Source organism: Streptomyces millisiae (assembly GCF_031845425.1).
GTDB classification, from domain to species: domain Bacteria; phylum Actinomycetota; class Actinomycetes; order Streptomycetales; family Streptomycetaceae; genus Streptomyces; species Streptomyces millisiae.
Map to the genome: position 1 here is coordinate 57845 of NZ_JAVREM010000016.1, position 20119 is coordinate 77963.

General features: G+C 74.3%; 18 protein-coding genes. 10 read left to right on the plus strand and 8 right to left on the minus strand.

What is annotated here, in order from left to right; translation table 11 throughout:
* Nucleotides 1–12 precede the first annotated feature (12 nt).
* The gene (locus RNC47_RS15315; RefSeq protein ID WP_311599147.1) at nt 13–1458 is read right to left on the minus strand and encodes a sensor histidine kinase; all 1446 of its coding nucleotides are present in this window, start codon (nt 1456–1458) and stop codon (nt 13–15) included.
* A complete protein-coding gene (locus tag RNC47_RS15320) occupies nt 1451–2119 on the minus strand; it encodes a response regulator transcription factor (protein WP_311599148.1) in 669 nt (222 codons plus the stop codon). Before RNC47_RS15320 ends, RNC47_RS15315 begins: the two co-directional genes overlap by 8 nt.
* Nucleotides 2120–2236: 117 nt before the next feature.
* Between RNC47_RS15320 and RNC47_RS15325 the strand changes: the two genes are divergently transcribed.
* Both RNC47_RS15325 and RNC47_RS15330 read left to right on the plus strand, forming a co-directional pair.
* Nucleotides 2237–2983, plus strand: a complete 747-nt coding sequence (locus RNC47_RS15325) for a PepSY domain-containing protein (RefSeq protein ID WP_311599149.1) — start codon at nt 2237–2239, stop codon at nt 2981–2983.
* Nucleotides 2984–3083: 100 nt separating this feature from the next.
* Nucleotides 3084–3524 carry a GNAT family N-acetyltransferase gene (locus RNC47_RS15330; RefSeq protein WP_311599151.1) on the plus strand — a complete coding sequence of 147 codons (441 nt, stop codon included), beginning with the start codon at nt 3084–3086 and terminating at the stop codon, nt 3522–3524.
* Here RNC47_RS15330 and RNC47_RS15335 read toward each other — a convergent pair.
* Complete coding sequence (locus RNC47_RS15335; protein ID WP_311599153.1) at nt 3500–3949, minus strand: DUF5959 family protein; 450 nt, start codon at nt 3947–3949, stop codon at nt 3500–3502. The two genes, RNC47_RS15330 and RNC47_RS15335, sit on opposite strands and share 25 nt — an antisense overlap.
* Before the next feature lie 163 nt (nt 3950–4112).
* Here RNC47_RS15335 and pknB point away from each other — a divergent pair, with 163 nt between their 5' ends.
* Nucleotides 4113–6038 carry a Stk1 family PASTA domain-containing Ser/Thr kinase gene (pknB, locus tag RNC47_RS15340; protein WP_311599154.1) on the plus strand — a complete coding sequence of 642 codons (1926 nt, stop codon included), beginning with the start codon at nt 4113–4115 and terminating at the stop codon, nt 6036–6038.
* 24 nt (nt 6039–6062) lie between these two features.
* On the opposite strand, the gene RNC47_RS15345 is transcribed toward pknB, so the two are convergent.
* Entirely contained in the window at nt 6063–6515 is a 453-nt protein-coding gene (locus RNC47_RS15345) for a winged helix-turn-helix transcriptional regulator (protein ID WP_311599156.1), read from the minus strand.
* 92 nt (nt 6516–6607) lie between these two features.
* Between RNC47_RS15345 and RNC47_RS15350 the strand changes: the two genes are divergently transcribed.
* From RNC47_RS15350 to RNC47_RS15360, 3 genes are all read left to right on the plus strand, one after another.
* Nucleotides 6608–7816, plus strand: coding sequence for an MFS transporter (locus RNC47_RS15350; protein ID WP_311599234.1), 1209 nt, complete (start codon nt 6608–6610; stop codon nt 7814–7816).
* Between the two features lie 584 nt (nt 7817–8400).
* The gene (locus RNC47_RS15355) at nt 8401–8976 is read left to right on the plus strand and encodes a hypothetical protein (RefSeq protein WP_311599158.1); all 576 of its coding nucleotides are present in this window, start codon (nt 8401–8403) and stop codon (nt 8974–8976) included.
* Nucleotides 8973–10262: a nucleotidyl transferase AbiEii/AbiGii toxin family protein gene (locus RNC47_RS15360; protein WP_311599160.1), complete on the plus strand. Its 1290-nt coding sequence runs from the start codon at nt 8973–8975 to the stop codon at nt 10260–10262. Before RNC47_RS15355 ends, RNC47_RS15360 begins: the two co-directional genes overlap by 4 nt.
* Nucleotides 10263–10266: 4 nt before the next feature.
* Here the strand turns inward: RNC47_RS15360 and RNC47_RS15365 are convergent, their stop codons facing one another.
* Nucleotides 10267–10977: an SDR family oxidoreductase gene (locus tag RNC47_RS15365; protein ID WP_311599162.1), complete on the minus strand. Its 711-nt coding sequence runs from the start codon at nt 10975–10977 to the stop codon at nt 10267–10269.
* A 137-nt stretch (nt 10978–11114) separates the two neighbouring features.
* Between RNC47_RS15365 and RNC47_RS15370 the strand changes: the two genes are divergently transcribed.
* Nucleotides 11115–11516, plus strand: a complete 402-nt coding sequence (locus RNC47_RS15370) for a MerR family transcriptional regulator (protein WP_311599164.1) — start codon at nt 11115–11117, stop codon at nt 11514–11516.
* Between the two features lie 90 nt (nt 11517–11606).
* Here RNC47_RS15370 and RNC47_RS15375 read toward each other — a convergent pair whose 3' ends face one another.
* The 3 genes from RNC47_RS15375 to RNC47_RS15385 all read right to left on the minus strand — a co-directional run bounded on the left by RNC47_RS15375 (nt 11607) and on the right by RNC47_RS15385 (nt 14881).
* The gene (locus tag RNC47_RS15375) at nt 11607–12587 is read right to left on the minus strand and encodes a zinc-binding dehydrogenase (protein WP_311599165.1); all 981 of its coding nucleotides are present in this window, start codon (nt 12585–12587) and stop codon (nt 11607–11609) included.
* A gap of 102 nt (nt 12588–12689) precedes the next feature.
* A complete protein-coding gene (gene meaB / locus RNC47_RS15380; protein WP_311599167.1) occupies nt 12690–13667 on the minus strand; it encodes a methylmalonyl Co-A mutase-associated GTPase MeaB in 978 nt (325 codons plus the stop codon).
* Entirely contained in the window at nt 13664–14881 is a 1218-nt protein-coding gene (locus RNC47_RS15385; RefSeq protein ID WP_311599236.1) for an acetyl-CoA C-acetyltransferase, read from the minus strand. Before RNC47_RS15385 ends, meaB begins: the two co-directional genes overlap by 4 nt.
* Nucleotides 14882–15022: 141 nt before the next feature.
* Between RNC47_RS15385 and mce the strand changes: the two genes are divergently transcribed.
* From mce to RNC47_RS15400, 3 genes are all read left to right on the plus strand, one after another.
* Nucleotides 15023–15475 (plus strand): methylmalonyl-CoA epimerase, encoded by a 453-nt coding sequence (gene mce / locus RNC47_RS15390; protein WP_311599169.1) that lies wholly within the window; start codon nt 15023–15025, stop codon nt 15473–15475.
* Nucleotides 15476–15593: 118 nt separating this feature from the next.
* Nucleotides 15594–18920: a hypothetical protein gene (locus RNC47_RS15395; protein ID WP_394814788.1), complete on the plus strand. Its 3327-nt coding sequence runs from the start codon at nt 15594–15596 to the stop codon at nt 18918–18920.
* A gap of 232 nt (nt 18921–19152) precedes the next feature.
* Nucleotides 19153–20103: a coiled-coil domain-containing protein gene (locus RNC47_RS15400; protein WP_311599170.1), complete on the plus strand. Its 951-nt coding sequence runs from the start codon at nt 19153–19155 to the stop codon at nt 20101–20103.
* The last annotated feature ends 16 nt before the right edge of the window (nt 20104–20119 follow it).

The window sequence follows — 20119 nt, forward strand, 5'->3', positions numbered from 1 at the left end:
CCGTCGTCGCAGCTACGCAGCCGCACCGGAGCCGCGTAGCGGTATGCGGAGGGTGAAGAGCGCGCCGCCCTTCGGGGCGTCGGTGACGGTCAGGGTGCCGCCGTGGCGGGTGGCCACGTCGCGGGCGATGGCCAGGCCGAGGCCGGCGCCGCCGTCGTCCCGGCTGCGGGCGTCGTCGAGCCGCACGAAGCGTTCGAAGATCCGCTCCCGGTCGCCGGCCGGCACGCCGGCGCCGTCGTCCGCCACCTCCAGGAGCGCCTGGTCGCCCTCGCGGCGCAGCGTCACCCGGACCCGGCCGGCCGCGTGCCGTTGCGCGTTGTCCAGCAGGTTGCCGAGCACCCTGCCCAGCTGGCCGCGCGAGCCGGTGACCGTCGCCTCGGCCACCTCGCCGGAGGCGACCGGCACCCGGTCGCCGGCCCGCTGCGTCAGTTCGTCGGCGACCAGCCGGTCGAGCCGGACGGCGCCGGCCAGCGGTCGCTCGCCCGCGTCGAGCCTGGCCAGCAGCAGCAGGTCGGCGGCGAGCTGCTGGAGCCTGACGGTGTCCTGCACCGCGCCCGGCACGTCGAGCAGCTCGGGGTGCGCCTCGCCCACCTCCAGCTGGGTGCGCAGCGAGGCGATCGGGCTGCGCAGCTCGTGCGAGGCGTCGGCGACGAAGCGGCGCTGCCGCTCGACGGAGGACTCGAGCGCGGCCAGTGTCTCGTTGGTGGTCCTGGCGAGCCGCCCGATCTCGTCCCTGCTGCCCGGCTCAGGCACGCGGCGGGACAGGTCCTCGGAGTGGGTGATCGCCGCCATCTCGCGGCGGATCCCCTCCACCGGGCCGAGGGCCCGCCTGGTCACCAGCCAGGTGACGACGGCCACCAGGGCGAGCAGCGGCGGGAAGCCGACGAGCATGGAGGTGCGGGCGCTGGAGATGGCCGCGCGCTCGACGTCGAGCGGCGCGCCGGCGTAGACGAAGGCCTCCACGCCGTGCGCGGTCTCCACCTCCACGCGGGCGAAGCGGTAGTCGTGGGTCTCCCCGTCGATGGTGGCGCTGCCGGCGGACGGTGTGACGCCCTCCGCGACCTCGCCGGGCCGGAGCGCCTCGTCGTCGTCCCCGTCGTCGCCGTCGTCGTCATCGCCGTCGTCGTCGCCCGTGGCGGGGCGTTGGTTCTCGGGGACCGGCGTCACCTGGTCGTTCCCGGTGCCGCTGATGGCCTGCAGGTCGTCGCTGACCGCGCGGACCGCGCCGTCCTCGTCCAGCACCTGCACGGGGGTGTCCGAGTCGAGGTTGAGTTCGGCGAAGGTGGTGCCGGTGGCCAGCTCGGTGGCGACGCCGCGCGCCGTCACCTCCGCCTCCAGGTCGATCTGGCGCGTGATGTTGGCGCGCAGCGTGTTGAGCAGCAGCAGCCCGGCGACGACCAGCGCCACGGCCACCACGGCCGTGGCGCCCAGCGTGGCGCGGGCGCGGACGCTAGCCATGGGACGCGGCCAGTCGGTAGCCGGCGCCGCGCACCGTGTGGATCAGTCCCGGGCCCAGCTTGCGGCGCAGGGCGCTGATGTAGACCTCGACGATGTTGGGGTCGCCGTCGTAGGCGAAGTCCCAGCCATGTTCCAGGATCTCGGCCTTGGAGACGACCTCCCCGGCTCTGCCGGCGAGGTGTTCGAGCACGGCGAACTCCTTGGCGGTGAGGTTGATGTCGGTGTCGCCCCTGGTGACGCGGCGGGTGGCGCGGTCCACGGTGAGGTCGCCGACCCGCAGCTCGGGGGCGGCGCCCCGGCCGCCCCTGCGGCGCAGCAGCGCGCGGACCCTGGCCACCAGCACCACGTAGGAGAAGGGCTTGGTCAGGTAGTCGTCGGCGCCGGTGTCCAGGCCCTCGGCCTCGTCGTACTCGCCGTCCTTCGCCGTCAGCATGAGGATCGGCGTCTCGTCGCCGGCGGCGCGCAGCGCGGCGCAGACCCGGTAGCCGTTGAGGCCGGGCAGCATGATGTCGAGGATGATCAGGTCGTAGGAGTTCTCGGTGGCCTGGTGCAGGCCGTCGGTGCCGGTGTGCACCACGTCCACGGCGAAGCCCTCGGCCGTCAGCCCCTGGGCGAGGGAGCGGGCGAGGCGTCGTTCGTCCTCCACGATCAGCACGCGCATGGGCCCCAGCTTGGCAAATCGTTCCTGAAGAGTTCTTCAGGTGACTTCAGCTCCGCTTCAGCAAGGGTCGGGGATCGTCGTCCTCGTTCGCACCAGCCGATCGGGGAGGAACCCGAAATGAAGCGCAAGGTCAGCATCGCCGCCGTCGCCGCCGCAGCCGTGATCGGTGGTGGCGTCCTCTCGGCCGCCGCACTCGGTGGCGGTTCGTCCGGCTCCTCCGAGGCCACGTCGGCCTTGGGCACCGGCCAGCTGGTGTCGGCGTCGACCGACGACCTGGCGGTCACCGATGCCGAGACCGACGGCGAGGACCGGCCCGACGACGACGGCTCGGACGACCGCTCCTCCGACGACCGGTCCGGCGGGGGTGCCGGCACGGCGGCGCAGCAGGCGGCGGCCACCGCGCTCGCCGAGCGGGCCGGCGTGGTCACCGAGGTCGACCACGAGGACGACGGCCGCCACGCGGGCACCTGGGAGGTTGAGGTCTTCGGCGACGACGGCCAGTGGTACCAGGTGCGGGTGAGCGAGGACGGCGCCGAGGTCGTCGACAGCCGGACCGACCAGGACGAGGACGGCGACGACCAGGACGACGCGCGGACCGCCGCCGACGCCCGGGTGGACGCGGCGCGGGCCGTCGACATCGCGCTGGGCGAGGTCTCCGGCAACGGCACGGTCGAGAGCGTCAGCCTCGACGACGGCCGCTGGGACGTCGAGCTGCGTGGGGACGACGGCACCGAGCATGAGGTCTCCATCGACCCGGCCTCGGGCGACATCACCGCCCAGGAGCAGGACGACCAGGACGACGACGGTGACGACGACCACGGCGACGACCAGGACGACGACCACGAGGACGGCGACGACGACTGAGCCACCCCGCCGCCCCTAACGGGGGCGCGGTAGCCGCCTGGTGCGGGCCGGGGAGCCTACTCCCTGGCCCGCACCCGCTTATACCTATACAATCCTCGGCATGTTTATAGAGGAGCGCACCGCCGACGACCTCGCCCTCATCCGGCTGCTCGACGCGGCCTTCGCCGAGTTGGTGGCCCGCTACGGCCTGGAGGGCCGCTCCGGCGTGGGCCCCGGCGCCCACTACCTGGTCGCCGTCGTGGACGACGAGACGGTCGGCTGCGTCGCCGTCCAGACCACGGACGTCGCCGGCACGGGCGAGGTCAAGCGGATGTACGTCGCGCCCGCCGCCCGTGGCCAGGGCATCGCCCGCGCCCTCCTCAAGGAGATCGAGTCGCGGGCGACCGACCTCGGCTACGACCGCCTCCGCCTGGTCACCGGACATCTCCAGCCGGCCGCCATCGCCCTCTACGAGTCCGCCGGCTACCGACGCACCGAGCCCTACGGCACGTACGCGGACCGCCCCGGCACGTTCTGCTACGCCAAGTCCCTGGCCGGCTGAGACGGCGGCCGGCCGGCGAGATACCGCCGCACCTCGGCGAGCCGCGCCCGGTTCGCCTCCAGCCAGTGCTCGTCGACCTCTATGGGCACTTCCACCGCCACCTGCGACGAGGGCGAGTCTGAGACGGTCACCTCGACCGGATCGTCCGGGATCACCTGGATCCACGCCGACCGGTCGTTCTCGGGCCACGTGATCCCGTCCTCGCGCTCCAGCGCCTCCAGGCACCGCTCCCACTCGTCGACCTCCTCATCGGACACCATGACGGTGACCTGGCCACTGACGAAGTCGCTCGCCACGACCAGGCTCGCCTCGCGGTACTCCCGGCCGAACGCCACGCGCACCTTGTCGGGCAGCACCCGCAGGCTCACGCTCTGGACGGAGTCCGCGAAGCGGAAGAGTTCGAGCGGTTGCTGTTCGTCGGCCATGAAAGGTCCCGGTCGGCTCGGCGGCGGATCGGGGTGATCGTCGCACGCGCCGCTGACAACCGCCGGTGCCCGGTTCTTGGCGGTCGTCGGTGGACTCGCGGACAGCGGGAACCAATTCCCGCTAGGCTCACGGGACTTAGCCTGCCCCGGGAGAGCACACGACATGGACGCGCCCCCGCGCTTCGCCGACCGCTACGAGCTCCAGCAGGTGCTCGGCCGGGGCGGCATGGCCGAGGTCTACCTGGCCTACGACAGCCGTCTGGGCCGCACGGTCGCCGTCAAGACGCTGCTCGGCGACCTCGCCCGCGACCCCGTCTTCCAGGCCCGCTTCCGTCGCGAGGCGCAGTCCGCCGCCTCGCTCAACCACCCCGCGATCACCGCCGTGTACGACACCGGCGAGGACCACGTGAACGGCGTCCCGATGCCGTACATCGTGATGGAGTACGTCGAGGGCTCGACGCTGCGCGACCTGCTGGTCGCCGGCCGGGGGCTGCTGCCCGAGCGGGTGCTGGAGATCCATGTGGGCGTGCTCCAGGCGCTGGAGTACTCGCACGCCGCCGGGATCGTCCACCGGGACATCAAACCGGCCAATGTCATGCTCACCCGCACCGGCCAGGTGAAGGTGATGGACTTCGGCATCGCCCGCGCCTCCGGCGACTCCGGCATGACCATGACGCAGACCTCGGCCGTCATCGGCACCGCCCACTACATGTCGCCCGAGCAGGCCAGGGGCGAGAAGGTCGACGCGCGCTCCGACCTGTACTCGACCGGCTGCATGCTCTACGAACACCTCACCGGCCGGCCGCCGTTCGTCGGCGACACCCCGGTGGCCGTCGCGTACCAGCACGTCAGCGAGGAGCCGACGCCGCCGAGCCTGCTGGCGCAGGGCATATCCCCCGGCGTCGACGCGATCGTCCTCCGTGCCCTGGCCAAGGACCGGGAGCAGCGGTACCAGAGCGCCGCCGAGATGCGGGCCGACATCGAGGCCGTGCTCGACGGCCGGACCGCGATGGCCGTGTTCTCGCCCGCGCCCGCCCCCGAGCCGGCGACCGCCACCCTGCCGGCGCCGGCGGTCGGCGCCTCCGACGGCGGCCGGCGGGCCGCCCGGCGGCCCGCGCGGCGCTCCTCCCAGGGCCCGAAGATCCTGCTGGCCGTCGGCGCGGTCCTCGTCCTGATCGGCGCCGTCGCGATCGGTCGGCTGCTCTTCGCGGGCGATGGCGAGGCGGAGGGCGCGACGCTGGTCACCGTGCCGGATCTGGCCGGGATGACCGTTCGCGAGGCCCGCGACCGCGCGGCGTCTGAGGGCCTGGTGATCGCCGAGGCCGGGCAGCGGCCGTGCGCCCAGGAGGAGGACACGGTCTGCGAGACCGATCCGCCGACCGGCGAGGAGATCGAGCGGGGCGAGACCGTCACCCTGCTGATGTCCTCGGGCCCCCAGCCGGTGCCGGTCCCCAACGTGCTCGACGACCCGTTCGAGGACGCGCTCGCCGAGCTCCAGGACTCCGGCTTCCGGGTCGCCCAGGAGACCGAGGAGACGGCGGACGCCGAGCCGGGCACCGTGCTGAGCCAGGATCCGGAGCCGGGTGAGGAGACGCCGCCGGGCGAGACCGTCACCCTGACGGTCGCGGCGACCCCGACCGCCACCGAGGAGCCGGGGAACGACCAGCCGGCGACGGTGACCGTGCCGGACGTCGTCGGCCAGCCGCTCGAATCGGCGTTCGCGCTGCTGGTGAACTCGGGCCTCCAGCCGACCCCGGTCGAGGAGGTCAACCAGTCGGTCGCGCCCGGCACCGTCCTCCGCCAGTCCCCCGCCGGCGGCACCCAGGCCGCGGCGGGCACGCCCGTCGAGATCGTCGTGGCCGTGGTCGCCGGCAACGGACAGGACACCGGTCAGGACCAGCCGGGCACCCCCGAGGAGACCCCCAACGTCCTCGGCCAGCAGTTCGACCAGGCGCGGGCGTCGCTGGAGGCGCAGGGCTTCGCCGTCACCCGCGAGGACCGCCCGGACGGCCGCTTCGAGCAGGGCACCGTCATCGAGCAGCGGCGCTCCGGCGACGACATGACGCTCGTGGTGGCCGTCCCGGGTTAGCCGTCAGCGGCCGGCGCGGGTCGGTCAGGGGACCTTCCGGACGACGGTGGTGTCGACGTCGACGAGGTCGCCGCTCGATCCGGTCGGCCGGAGTTCGGGCAGCGGGGCGCCGTGCTCGTCGACGAGCACGGAGTGGGGCTCGCCGGGGGCGAAGGCGTGGCGCTCGCCCCACTGGCGCAGGGCGACGACGACGGTGAACAGATCGCGTCCCGCCGGGGAGAGCGCGTAGAGCTGTCGCCTGCCGGTGGGCGCGGTGCGCCGTTCGAGGATGCCGCGCTCGACGAGCCGGCGGAGCCGGTCCGTGAGGATGTTGCGGGCGATGCCGGTGCGCTGCTGGAACTCGGTGAACCCGCGCGCGCCGTCCATGGCGTCGCGGACGATGAGCAGGCTCCAGCGGTCGCCGACCAGGTCGAGCGTCCGGGCGACGGGACAGTTCGGGTCGGTCCACGCCACACCGCTGTCGCGGGTCACGGTCACCACCACACCCCCAAAGAGTTGCTGTTTGAAACCAGTCTGCCTTAGCCTCGCATCGGTAGCAATATGCTACTCATTTGGGAGGGTGCATGGGCCTGACAGTCGGCAGAAGGTTGTTGTTCGCCGCCGTGTGCGCGGTCGCGGTCGCGAGCGTCTACGCCGCCCAGCCCGTCCTCGGGCAGATCGGGAGCGATCTCGGCATGGCGGACGGCCAGCTGGGCTGGATCGTCGCGGCCGGACAGCTCGGCTATCTGGTGGGGCTGGCCACCCTGGTGCCGCTGGGCGACCTGCTTGACCGGCGGAGGCTCATCGCCGGCCATCTGGCGCTGGCCGGGACGGGGACGGCACTGGCCGCGACGGCGACGCGGGCCTGGGTGCTGCTCGTCGGGCTGGCCGTCGCCGGCCTGTTCGCCGTGGTCGTGCAGACGACGGTCGCCTACGCCGCGGCGCTGTCCACGCCCGAGGAAAGGGGCCGCACCCTCGGCGCGGTGACCTCCGGTGTCGTCCTCGGCATCCTCGGGGCGCGCGTCGCCGCCGGTGCCCTGGCCGCGGCCTGGGGCTGGCGCGGCGTCTACGTCACGCTCTCGGTGCTCCTGGCGACGCTGGCGTTGCTCCTGCTGCGCACGCTGCCGCCCGACGTGCGCGCCGACCGCGTCACGTACCGGCAGGTGTCGGCCTCGCTGCGCGGCCTGTTCCGTGAGCGGCTGTTCGTCTCACGCGGGCTGATCGCGTTCTTCCTGTTCGCCTCGTTCAGCGCGCTCTGGGGCGGCCTCGCGCTCCCCCTCGCGGCCGGCCCGTGGCACCTCGGCACGACGGAGATCGGCCTGTTCGGGCTCGCCGGCCTGGTCGGCGCGCTGGGGGCCGCCCGCGCGGGGCGCTGGGCCGACGCGGGGTTCGCAAGCCCCGTCACCGGCGGGGCCCTCGCGCTCCTCGCCGCCTCCTGGCTGGCCGTCGGGCAGGCGACCTGGTCGCTGTGGCTCCTCGTCATCGGGGTGGTCGTGCTCGACTTCGCCGTGCAGGCCGTCCACGTGAGCAACCAGCACCTGCTCACCACGGCCCACCCGGACCGCACCAGCAGCGTCGTCGGCGGGTACATGCTCTTCTACTCGCTCGGCTCCGCGCTGGGCGCGACCACCACGACCGCCGCGTTCGCCACCGCCGGCTGGCCCGGCTCCAGCGCCCTCGGCGCGACCTTCGCGGTCGCGGCGCTGGCGGTCTGGGCGACCGACCGCCGCACGCGGCCGTTCACCGGCGCGGCAGCGCGAACCCGGCCCACACCGTCTTGCCGACCGCCAGCGAGCTGACGCCCCACCGGCGCGGCAGCGCGCCGACGGGCAGCGGCCCGCGACCGCGTTCGGCATCCGCGGCCGGCGCCACCGGCGCCGGCAGCCGCGCGCAGCACCCCCTGCGGCTTTGGATCGTGTTCCTGGCGTCCTGGCCGGCTCGCCGGCATAGTCACGCGCGCGGCATGCTTGGAACGTCCAAGCAACTCGCGGCGAACAGCCCCGCCCCGATCCACGAGGACCAGCCCGCGGCCGACGCCGTCTCCAGACGGCCTTCGCGGAAACGGGGCGCTCGCCGTCGCTCGCGTAGATACACTCTCGGTGAAGCTCTGGCTGGAAGGCGAAGCCGGCGCCGTCACCACATGCGCACGCTTCGGCCGCATCCCCAGGCTGGGGTTCTCGCAGTCTGATCCGGTTTCTCTGATCGCGGACATCCACCGAGAGGCACCGCGCTCGTGGTCAGCTCGTTTCCCGCAAGTCCAGCTACCGCGGCGAGCAGCCGAGCTCGCGGTGCGTTGAGGTCGCGACAGACCTCCCCGTCACCACAGCCGTCCTCGACGCCGGGCCGGGCCGCGGGGCCCGGCGCGCTGGAGACGCACCTCACGGTGAGCTGCCCCGTCGAGGACCTCGACCGGTTGGCGGCCTGGGCGGCAGCCAACCGGTTCGGGTTCACGCACATCGAGCTGGCGCGCGGGGAGACTCGCTCGCAGCCGATGGTCAATGTGCGCGGTGGCGCGGACGATGCCGAACGTGCGGCGCGCGGCCTCGCCGCGGAGGGGTTCGCCGTGGCGCGGGTCAAGACGGAGGCCGCGCCGTGGGTGGACGGCGTGCCACAGTCGGACGAAGAGGCGCGGGACCCGGCCCGCTACTTCGAGCACCACGTCAAGCTGCTGCTGCCGGCCGACCACGACCGGCCCGCCCTGGAGCGGCTGGCGACCGAACACGGCGCCCACGTCTCGTGGAACGCGCGCCGCCTCCGGAAGGACGGCCGGCAGGAGCGGTTCGTCACGCAGCGGTGTCACGACGTGGGGCGGGCGACCGCCGAGCGTCGGCTGGCCGCCCTGCTCGACGCGTTGCACGACGACGGCCACCACGTCCTGGAGGTCGAGCGGGAGTTCGTCCTCCACGACTCCAACCTCGCCCTGGACGACGGCTGGATCATCACTCGGGAGCACCCATGAGCAGCAACGACCGCCCCTGGGACACCCTGTGGATCGGCTCCGACAGCATCCCGACCAAGCCGTTGGACGACGAGACCCGTAACCGCCTCGGCTACCCCGGCACCTTGCGCGCGATGCCCGAAGGGCTGCGGCAGCCGCTGGTGTTCGATCCTGCGTTGAAGCAGTTCCCCAACGCCTACCGCGCCGGCGAGCCCCGGTTCGACGACGAGGCATCGGCCGGCGTCTGGCGGCGGGCGCGCCGCACGGCGCTCGACACGGTGCTGGCTGCCGTGGGGAACAGCCACTGGGCCGACCACCTCGTGCTGCGCGGCGGCGTGTTGATGTCCCAGTGGTTCGGGGCGGCCGCCCGCGAACCCGGCGACCTGGACTTCGTCGTGGTCCCCCGGGAGTGGCAGCTGGACGGGCCGGAGACCACCCGCCTGTTCCGGGAGCTCGCCAACGCCGCCGCCGCGGCGGCGCACGGCCCGGTGGCGATTGACGCGCCCGGCATGGCGGTCGAGGACATCTGGACCTACGAACGGGCCCCCGGCCGAAGGATGTTGCTGCCCTGGTCGGCGCCCGGCACGCCCGGCGGCACCGTTCAGGTCGACGTCGTCTTCAAGGAGCCGCTGCCCGAGCCGCCCGCCTGGACCGAACTGCGGCCGCTCGGCGAGGGCGGCCCCGGCTGTCGACTGCTGACCGTCTCGCCCGCCCTCTCCCTGGCCTGGAAGCTGATGTGGCTGCTCGGCGACTGGTACCCCCAGGGCAAGGACCTCTACGACGCCGTGCTGCTGGCCGAGCGGGAGCCGCCGAGCTATCGGATGGTGCGGGACACCTTCCTGACAGGCGCCGACGACCAGGATCCGCTGCGGCCGTTCTGCCGCGCCCGGCTGCGGGAGCTGAGCGGGAACCCGATGGCGGACGGCTGGGCGGAATTCGTCCGCGAGTACCCCTCGGTGACCGGCACCGCGCACGACTGGATCGGGCGGCTGACCCAGGCGCTGGAGCCACTGTTCGCCGAGGCGGAGCCGCCGGGCGAGGGCGACCACGCGCGCTGGGCCAGGTGGCTCGCGCCGCTGGTGGCGGAGGCGCGCGCCGCCGCAGAACCAGCCGCCCCGCTCGCCCGACTCGCGGCGCACGGCAGGGACGGGCTGGTCGCGGCCGTCGTGATCCTGCGGGAGCTGGCCGGCCCTGAGGCGCTGCCGCCCGAGGAGGCGCTGCGGGCCGTCCTGGACGGCGACGACGCCTGGGCGTACTGGCGGGAGCGGCCGACGACGTGGCCGGACGTCCTCGCCGTGGTGCCCTGAGCCGTCAGAGGCCCAGCTTGGCGTAGAGCTCCGCCGGGTCCCCCGCGAGGCCGGCCTTCACGAGGCGGGCCGTGTCGTCGACCAGCACCTCGATCGCGCCGGCGGCCACGCCGTCGAGGCTGGCCCGGGCGACGTCCGCCGGGTCGATCTTCGGCATGTCGAAGTCGGCCGTCATGTCGGTGTCGGCGAGCCCGAGGTGCACGCCCTGGACCAGGGTCCGCTGGTCGGCGAGTTCGAGGCGGAGGGCGTTGGTCATGTTCCACTCGGCGGCCTTGGCCACGGAGTAGGCCCCGGCGCCGGGCGAGGCGAACCACGAGAGCGCCGACAGCAGGTTCACCACCGCTCCGCCGCCGTTGGCCGCGAGGATCGGCGCGAAGGCGCGGATCACGCCGAGGGTGCCGAAGAGGTGCGTGTCGAGTTCCCGGCGCAGCGCGTCGAGGTCGTCGGTCAGGAGCCTGGTGGTCGTCGCGATGCCGGCGTTGTTGACGAGCAGGGTGACGTCGGGGGCCGCGGCGGCGGCGTCCGTCACCGACTGGGCGTCGAGGAGGTCGAGGCGCAGCGCCTCGACCCGCGGGTCGGAGGCGTCGATCGACTCGGGCCGGCGGGCCGTGGCGTAGACCTTGGTGGCCCCGCGGGTGAGCAGCTCGTCGACGAAGCGGCGGCCGATGCCGCGGTTCGCGCCGGTGACGAGCGCGGTCGAGCCGGTGACGTCCATGGTGGTCCCTTCGGTTCGCGGACGGGCGCGGTCGCGTCCATATCCGTCGGCTACGCTAAAACTTGACGTCGACGTCAAGGGCAAGTCGAGCACGGCGACGCGACGCGTGTCGTGCGCCACACCGAAGGGAGCGCGTCGTGCGGATCGGCGAACTGGCCAGCAGGGCGAACGTGAGCACCCGCGCGCTCCGCTACTACGAGCAGCAGGGCATCCTCGTCTCCGAGCGCACCCCGAGCGGCCAGCGGGTCTATCCGGATTCGGCGGTCGAGCGGGTGCGGCTCATCCAGCAGTTCTACGCCGCCGGGCTCAGCAGCCGGACGATCGCGATGATCCTCCCGTGCGTCGACACGGGGCACGCGCAGGCCGAGGCGCTGGAGCGGCTGCGCGCCGAGCGCGCCCGGATCGCCGCGGCGGTCGGCGAGTTGCAGGAGGCGGGGCGGAAGCTCGACCGGGTGATCGAGCTGGCCGAGCACCCCGATCCCGCGTACTGCCCGTCGCTGCGCGAGCAGCCGGCCGAGAGGCAGACGGCGTCAGTCTGACGCGGCCGCCGGCTCCTCCGTCGTCACCCGACCGTGGTGCCCGGCATGCCGGCACCGGCTGGTGTTCGGCCCGGCCGGCGCGCACGCGGGTCAGCCCAGGGAGAGCACCAGCTTGCCTCGCACGTGTCGGCCGGCCAGTTCGGTCAGGCCCGCGGGGACCTCATCGAGGGTGAGGGTGCGGGCCACCATCGGGTCCAGACGGCCGTCGCCCACCAGCGCGAACAGCTCGGTCAGCGTCGACGACAGGGCGGCCCGGGCGCGTTCGTCGCCGTGGCTGTACGCCGCGCCCAGCGCGATCTCGTGGACCGACGGGGCGATGCCGAACGGCGCCACCGCCGTCAGGTCGGGGCGGCCGGCGACGGCCGCGACACCGCCGCCGTGCACCAGCAGGGCGAGGCCGGCCGTGGCGGAGTCGGGGCCGACCGTGTCGACGATCGCGTCGACGCCGCGCCCCTCCGTCAGCTCGCGCACCCGCGCGTGGACGTCCTCCGCCCGGTAGTCGACGACCTCGTCGGCCCCGAGCTTCCGCAGGTGCTCGGCGTTGCCCGCGGACGCCGTCGCGATCACCCGGGCCCCGGCCAGCGCGGCCAGTTGCACGGCGTAGCCGCCGACGCCGCCCGCGCCGCCGGTCACCAGGACCGTGTGCTCGGCGGCCACCCGCAGCCGTCGCACCACCGCCTGGTGGGCGGTGACGCCGGCGCACGGCAACGCGGCGGCCACCACCGGTTCGAGCGCGTCCGGCACCCGGGCCAGGGTCGTCGCGTCGGCCAGCGCGTACTCCGCGAAACCGCCGGGCGCGCGCAGGTCGCCGTGGTAGGCGACGCGCTGCCCGGGCGGCAGCTCGGTCACGCCGGCGCCGACGGCGTCCACGGTGCCGGCCACGTCCAGCCCGAGGACGTGCGGCCAGCTCCAGTCCGGGTGCCCGCCCCCGGCGACCTGGTAGTCCACCGGGTTGAGACCACACGCCTCGACCCGCACCCGCACCTGACCGGGGCCGGGCTCGGGCACCGGCAGTTCGGCGTGGCGCAGGGTGCTGGGAGAGCCGGGGGCGTCGAGAAGCAGGGCACGCATGCGGCGAGTTGACCCGTCCATAGCGGCTGACGATATGAGGCCGCACCGCTCCCCTACAACAGGGCCGCCCGCCGGGCGGAGGGGGCGAGCGGTGCGCCCCGGTCACCCCTCCCCCGCCACCACTCCCGTCACCAGTTCGTCGGCCGCCGCGTAGGGGTCGAGCGTGCCGGCCAGGATGCGGTCGGCGAGGGCGGTGAGGCGGCGGTCGCCGCGGAGGTCGGCGATGCGTTCGCGAAGGGCCGTGACGGCGATGGTCTCGACCTCGCGGGCGGCGCGGCGGTGGCGGCGGGCGGCGAGCTCGCCGTGCTCGTCGAGCCAGCCGCGGTGCTTGTCGAGCGCGGCGACGACGTCGTCCACGCCCTCGCCGCGGGCGGCGACCGCCCTGACCACCGTGGGGCGCCAGTCGCCGGGTGCGCGGGCCTCGCCGAGGCCCAGCATGTGGTTGAGCTCGCGGACCGTGGCGTCCGCGCCGTCCCGGTCCGCCTTGTTGACCACGAAGACGTCCCCGACCTCCAGGATGCCGGCCTTGGCGGCCTGCACCCCGTCCCCCATGCCGGGGGCGAGCAGCACCACCGTGGTGTCGGCCTGGGCGGCGATCTCCACCTCGGACTGGCCGACGCCGACCGTCTCGACCAGGATCACGTCGCACCCGGCCGCGTCCAGCACCCGCACCGCCTGGGGGGCGGCCCAGGCCAGGCCGCCGAGGTGGCCGCGGGTGGCCATGGAGCGGATGTAGACGCCGGGGTCGGAGGCGTGCTCGCCCATCCGGATGCGGTCGCCCAGGAGCGCGCCGCCGGAGAAGGGGGACGAGGGGTCGACGGCCAGCACGCCGACCCGCCGGCCGGCGCGACGGTAGGCGGTGACCAGCGCCGAGGTGGAGGTGGACTTGCCGACGCCGGGGGCACCGGTGATGCCGACGACATAGGCGTGGCCGGTGTGCGGGGCCAGCGCGGCCATCACCTCGCGCAGCAGCGGCGAGGCGCCCTCGACCAGGGAGATCAGCCGGGCGACGGCCCGGGGCCTGCCCTCCCTGGCCTGGGCGACCAGCGCCGCCACGTCCACGGTCCGCGCCGCGGTCACGAGCGGGCGGGGACGCGGAGGATCAGGGCGTCGCCCTGGCCGCCGCCGCCGCACAGCGCGGCCGCGCCGAGGCCGCCGCCGCGGCGGCCGAGTTCGAGGGCCAGGTGCAGGGCGAGCCGGGCGCCCGACATGCCGATGGGGTGGCCGAGGGCGATGGCGCCGCCGTTCACGTTCACCCTTTCGGGGCCGATTCCGAGGTCCTTCATTGACTGCACGGCGACGGCCGCGAACGCCTCGTTGATCTCGACCAGGTCGAGGTCCTCGACGGTCAACCCCTCCCGGTCGAGCGCCCGCCGGATCGCGTTCGCGGGCTGCGACTGCAACGAGTTGTCGGGGCCCGCGACGTTGCCGTGCGCGCCGATCTCGGCGATCCAGTCGAGGCCGAGCTCCTCGGCCCTGGCGCGGGACATGACGACGACGGCCGCGGCGCCGTCGGAGATCTGGGAGGCGGAGCCGGCCGTGATGGTGCCCTCGCCGGCGAAGGCGGGGGCGAGGCGGGCCAGCGACTCGACCGTGGTGGTCGGGCGGATGCCCTCGTCCGCGGCGAACACCACGGGGGCGCCCCTGCGCTGCGGGATGGCGACCGGGACGATCTCGGCGTCGAACCGGCCGGCCTCGCGGGCCGCCGCGGCGCGCTGGTGGGAGGCGGCGGCGACCGCGTCCTGCTCCGCCCGGGTGATGCCGAGCTTCGCGTTGTACCGCTCGGTCGACTCGCCCATCGCGATGCCGTCGAACGGGTCGGTAAGCCCGTCGAGCGCCATCGCGTCCAGCATCTGCACCGCGCCGTACTTGACGCCCTCCCGGGACTTGGGCAGCAGGTGCGGCGCGTTGGTCATGGACTCCTGGCCGCCGGCCACGACCACGTCGAACTCGCCGGCCCTGATCAGCTGGTCGGCCAGCGCGATGGCGTCGAGGCCGGAGAGACACACCTTGTTGACGGTGAGCGCGGGCACCGAGAGCGGGATACCGGCCCGCACCGCGGCCTGCCGGGCGGGGATCTGGCCGGCACCCGCCTGGAGCACCTGCCCCATGATCACGTACTCCACCTGCTCGGGCGCGACGCCGGCCCGGCTCAGCGCGGCCTCGATGGCGAAGCCGCCGAGCTCGGCCCCGGAGAACGACTTCAGGGAGCCCAGCAGCCGGCCCATCGGGGTCCTGGCGCCGGCGACGATCACCGAGCCGCCGCCGGACGGACGCCGTCGCGAGGATGTCATGGTCATGGGTCCCTCCGCGGAGATCTCGGGAGTGAACGATCGTTCACACCAATCTACAGAGCGTGACGGAGAAGGTCACCGCCACGTACCTGTGACGGTGGGCACGTTGCACCGCCGCGCCAAGGGCTGTGCACTAGGGGGATGTTGACTCGAATCGATCACATCGGGATCGCCTGCTTCGATCTCGACGCCACCGTCGAGTTCTACCGTGCCACCTACGGTTTCGAGGTCCATCACACCGAGGTCAACGAGGAACAGGGCGTCCGCGAGGCCATGCTCCGCATCAACGGCACCGACGACGGCGGCGCCTCCTACCTCCAGCTGCTCCAGCCGATCAGGGACGACTCGCCCGTCGGAAAATGGCTGGCCAAGAACGGTGAGGGCGTGCACCACGTCGCCTTCGGCACCGACGACGTCGACGCCGAGTCCCAGGCCATCGGGGAGAAGGGCGTCCGGGTGCTCTACGACCGGCCACGGCGCGGCTCCATGGGCTCGCGCATCACGTTCCTGCACCCCAAGGACTGTCACGGAGTGCTCACGGAAATCGTGACCGCTGCCGCCCCGCAGGCACCAGGAGACCCCTCGGGCCACTGACGCGCGCTGCCCCGGCCGGTAGAGTGGCCCAGCCGGGGCAGTGACGTGATTCTCGTCCCGAGTTCGGCCGATGACCGGATCTGCTACACCACGACCAGGGGACGGATGGGACCGCGCGGTGCCTGGCTACGACACCACCCAGGCTGACGACCACCTCTCGCAGCTCGAAGCCGAGATGGGTCGGCTGAAGAAGGAGCGCGACAAGGCGGTCGATCACGCCGACGACCTCGGCTATCAGGTCGAGGTGCTGCGTGCCAAGCTGCACGAGGTGCGCCGTGCCCTTGCCCTGCGCCCGGTCTACGGCGACGCCCAGTCCCACGCCGAGCAGCTGCTGCGCAGCGCCCACCACCAGGCCGACCAGATGCGCGCCGAGGCCGAGCGCGAGCTGCGGGAGGCCAGGACCAGGTCCCAGCGGGTGCTCCAGGAGCAGGCCGAGCAGCGCGCCCGGATGGAGGCGGAGCTGCACGCCGAGGCCGTCGGCCGCCGGCAGCGCCTCGACGAGGAGCTGGCGCAGCGCCGCTCCACCGTCGAGTCCCACGTCAACGAGAACGTCGCCTGGGCCGAGCAGCTGCGGGCCCGCAGCGAGGCGCAGGCGCAGCGGCTGCTGCAGGAGACCAGGGCCGAGGCCGAGCGGACCGTCAGCCAGGCGCGGGCCGAGGCGCTGCGGCTGACCGAGGAGACCAGGCAGCGGCTCGCCGCCGACATGGAGGCGGCGCGCGCCGAGGCCGACGAGCTGGTGCGGCGGGCCAGGGCGGACGCGGAGCGGCTGCTGGCCGCCGCCTCGGCGCAGGCCCAGGAGGCCAGCGAGCACGCCGAGCGGCTGCGCGCCTCGACGGCGCAGGAGGCCGACTCGGGGCGGCGCGAGGCGGCCGCGCTGGTGCGCAAGGCCGAGGAGCGCGCCGCCGCGACGCAGACCGAGCTGCGCGCGGCCCGCGAGGAGGCGGAGCGGCTGGTCGCGGAGGCCACCGCGGAGGCCGACAAGCGCAGGGCCGCGGCCGACTCCGAGTACGAGCAGCGCGCGGCGACGGCCAAGGCCGAGATCGCGCGCATGGTGTCCGAGGCCACCAGGGACGCGGAGAACCGCCGCGCCGAGGCGCAGCACGCGTTGGACGAGGCGCGCGCCGAGGCGGAGCGGGTGCTGGCGGGGGCGGCCGAGGAGGCGCGCTCCAAGTCGGCCGAGGAGTACGCGGCCCAGCTGGCCGAGGCGGCGCGCACCGCCGAGGAGGTGCTGACCAAGGCCGCGGCCGAGGCGAAGGCCACCACCAAGGCGGCGACCGAGGAGGCCGAGCGGCTGCGGGCGGAGGCCGAGGCGGAGGCCGACCGGCTGCGCGCCGAGGCGCACGACGTGGCCGAGCAGCTCAAGGGCGCCGCGCAGGACGACACCAAGGAGTACCGGGCCAAGACGGTCGAGCTCCAGGAGGAGGCCAGGCGGCTGCGCGGCGAGGCCGAGCAGCTGCGGGCGGAGGCCGTCGAGGAGGGCGAGCGCACCAGGGCCGAGGCGCGCCGCGAGTCGGTGCAGCAGATCCAGGAGGCGGCGGCGCGGGCCGAGGAGCTGCTCGCCCAGGCCAAGGCCGACGCCGAGGAGCTGCGGAACTCGGCGACCAGCGAGAGCGAGCGGGTCCGCACCGAGGCGATCGAGCGCGCCACCACGCTGCGCAACCAGGCCGAGCAGTCGCTGAAGAAGGCGCGGAGCGAGGCGGAGAAGCTGCGCGTCGAGGCCGCCGAGCACGCCGAGCGCACCACCCAGGAGGCCGAGGAGACGGCCCGTCGGGTGCGGGCGGAGGCCAGGGAGGCCGCCCGGGCGGAGCGTGACGCGGCGTCGGCCGAGCTGGAGCGGCTGCGGACCGAGGCCGAGCGGCGGCTGGTGGCCGCCGAGGAGGCGCTCGTCGAGGCGCGGGTCGAGGCGGACCGGCTGCGGGCCGAGGCCAACGCGGACATCGAGCGGCTGCGCGTGGAGGCGGCCGACCGGATCAGGTCGCTCACGGAGCAGGCCGAGCAGGCCGCCCAGCAGCTGCGGGACGAGGCCCTCAACGACGCGGCGCGGTTCCGCTCGGAGGGCGAGGAGCTGGCGATCCGGCTGCGCGGCGAGGCCATCGCCGAGGGCGACCGGCTGCGGGACGAGGCCCGGGAGGCGGCGGACCGGGTGCGGGCCGACGCCGGGGCGGCGGCCGAGCGCACGGCGGCCGAGGCGGCCGAGGCGCTGGCGGCGGCGCAGGAGGAGGCGGCGCGGCTGCGCCGCGAGGCGGACGTGCTGCTCGCGGACGCGCGGGACGCGGCGCACGCCGAGCGCGCCCAGGCGCGCGAGCAGGGCGACGAGTTGCTCGCCGCGGCGCGCGCCAGGCTGGACGAGGCCGAGCGGCGCGCCGACACGCTGGTGGCGGCGGCCGAGCACAAGGCGCAGCAGGTGCGGGACTCGGTCTCCGGGCTGCGCGAGGCGGCGGAGGCGGAGATCGCCACGCACCGCGCGGAGGCGGAGCGGGAGGCCGCCCGGGTGCTGCGCGAGTCGGCCGAGGAGAAGGAGGCGGCCTCCGCCCTCGCCGAACGCACCGTCAAGGACGCGATCGCGGAGGCCGAGCGGCTGCGCGTCGAGGCGACCCGGTACGCGGAGCGGACCAGGGCCGAGGCGGACGAGATCCAGGACCGGGCGCGCCGCGAGGCGTCCCGCAAGCGCGGCGAGGCGGCGGCGCAGGCCGACGAGTTGCTGGCGAAGGCCCAGGAGGAGTCGCTGCGGATCGCGGCGACCGCCGAGGAGCAGTCCGACACCATGGTGGCCGCGGCCCGCAAGGAGGCCAACCGGCTCATCGCGGACGCTCAGGAGGCGGGCGGCGAGCTCGTCGAGACGTCCCGCAGGGACGCCAACCAGCTGTTGGACGAGGCGCGTCGGGACGCGGCGGCGATAAGGGACCGGGCGGAGGAGCTGCGTTCGCGCATCGAGTCCGAGGTCGAGGAGCTGCACGACCGGGCCAGGCGCGAGTCGGCCGAGCAGGCGCGGGCGGCGGGCGAGCGCGTCGACAAGCTGATGAAGGCGGCCGAGGAGCAGCGCGCCGAGGCGCGGGCCACCGCCGAGAAGCTGGTGGCGGAGGCCAACGCCGAGGCGAGCAAGGTGCGGATCGCGGCGGTGAAGAAGGCGGAGTCGCTGCTGAAGGAGGCCGAGCAGCAGCGGGCGCGGGTGGTGCGCGAGGCGCAGCAGACCAAGGCCGACGCGGAGCGCGAGGCGAAGCGCATGGTGGAGGAGGGCCGGCGCGAACTGGAGCGGCTCACCCGCAGGCGCGAGGACATCAACGCCGAGATCTCGCGCGTGCAGGACGTGTTGGAGGCCCTGGAGTCGTTCGAGGCGCCCAAGCCCAGTGGGAAGAACGGTGGTCGGGGTGCCAAGCCGCCGGGCAGCGTGGCCGCCGCGGGCGGCGGTCCGCCGCGCCCCGGCGGGCGGCGCCCGGGGGCGTGAGGGTGGGTCACGGCCGCCCGTCCATATGGCCACTCGATTGAGCGGATGGGGCGAACATTCTCCACACAGATACCTGTTCCGCTCGAAGACACGCCGGTTTGCCCCCTAGGATGATGCCTCCGAGGGCATGGACCCGTCCGGACCGTAGGCTTAGGAGCTCGACCTCGAAGCGCTGAACGCCCAGGCCCCACACGACCAACTCACTGAACCCGTCTGGAATCGACAGGAAACCATGAGCGAAACTTCCTCCCCCTTCGGCTTCGAGCTCGTGCGGCGTGGATACGACCGCGGGCAGGTGGACGACCGCATCTCGAAGCTCGTTGCCGACCGCGACAGCGCACTCGCTCGGATCACCTCGCTCGAGAAGCGGATCGAGGAGCTCCACCTCGAGACGCAGAACGCGCAGGCGGCCATCACCGACGCCGAGCCGTCGTACGCCGGTCTCGGTGCCCGCGTCGAGAAGATCCTCCGCCTCGCCGAGGAGGAGGCGAAGGACCTGCGTGAGGAGGCCCGTCGGGCCGCCGAGCAGCACCGCGAGCTGGCCGAGGGTGCCGCGCAGCAGGTCCGCAACGACGCCGAGGCGTACGCGGCCGAGCGCAAGGCCAAGGCCGAGGACGAGGGCGCGCGGATCGTCGACAAGGCGCAGAGCGACGCCGCCGCGACCCGCGCCGAGGCCGAGAAGGACGCGCAGAACAAGCGCGAGGAGGCGGACGCCCTCTTCGAGGACACCCGCGCCAAGGCGGCCCAGGCGGCTGCCGACTTCGAGACCAACCTGGCCAAGCGGCGCGAGCAGTCGGAGCGCGACCTGGCGTCCCGTCAGGCCAAGGCCGAGAAGCGGCTCGCGGAGATCGAGCACCGGGCGGAGCAGCTGCGCCTGGAGGCCGAGAAGATGCGCACCGACGCCGAGCGCCGGGCCCGCCAGACGGTGGAGACCGCGCAGCGCCAGGCCGAGGACATCGTGGCGGACGCCAACGCCAAGGCCGACCGGATCCGCAGCGAGTCCGAGCGTGAGCTGGCGGCGCTGACCAACCGTCGGGACAGCATCAACGCCCAGCTGACCAACGTCCGCGAGATGCTGGCCACGCTGACCGGCGCCCAGGTCGCGGCCGTCTCGTTCGACGATGACGACGACAAGGCGGGCGACAGCCTGAGCAAGGGAGTGCCGGCCCAGCAGTCGCGCTGACGCCGCCCCGCCCCCG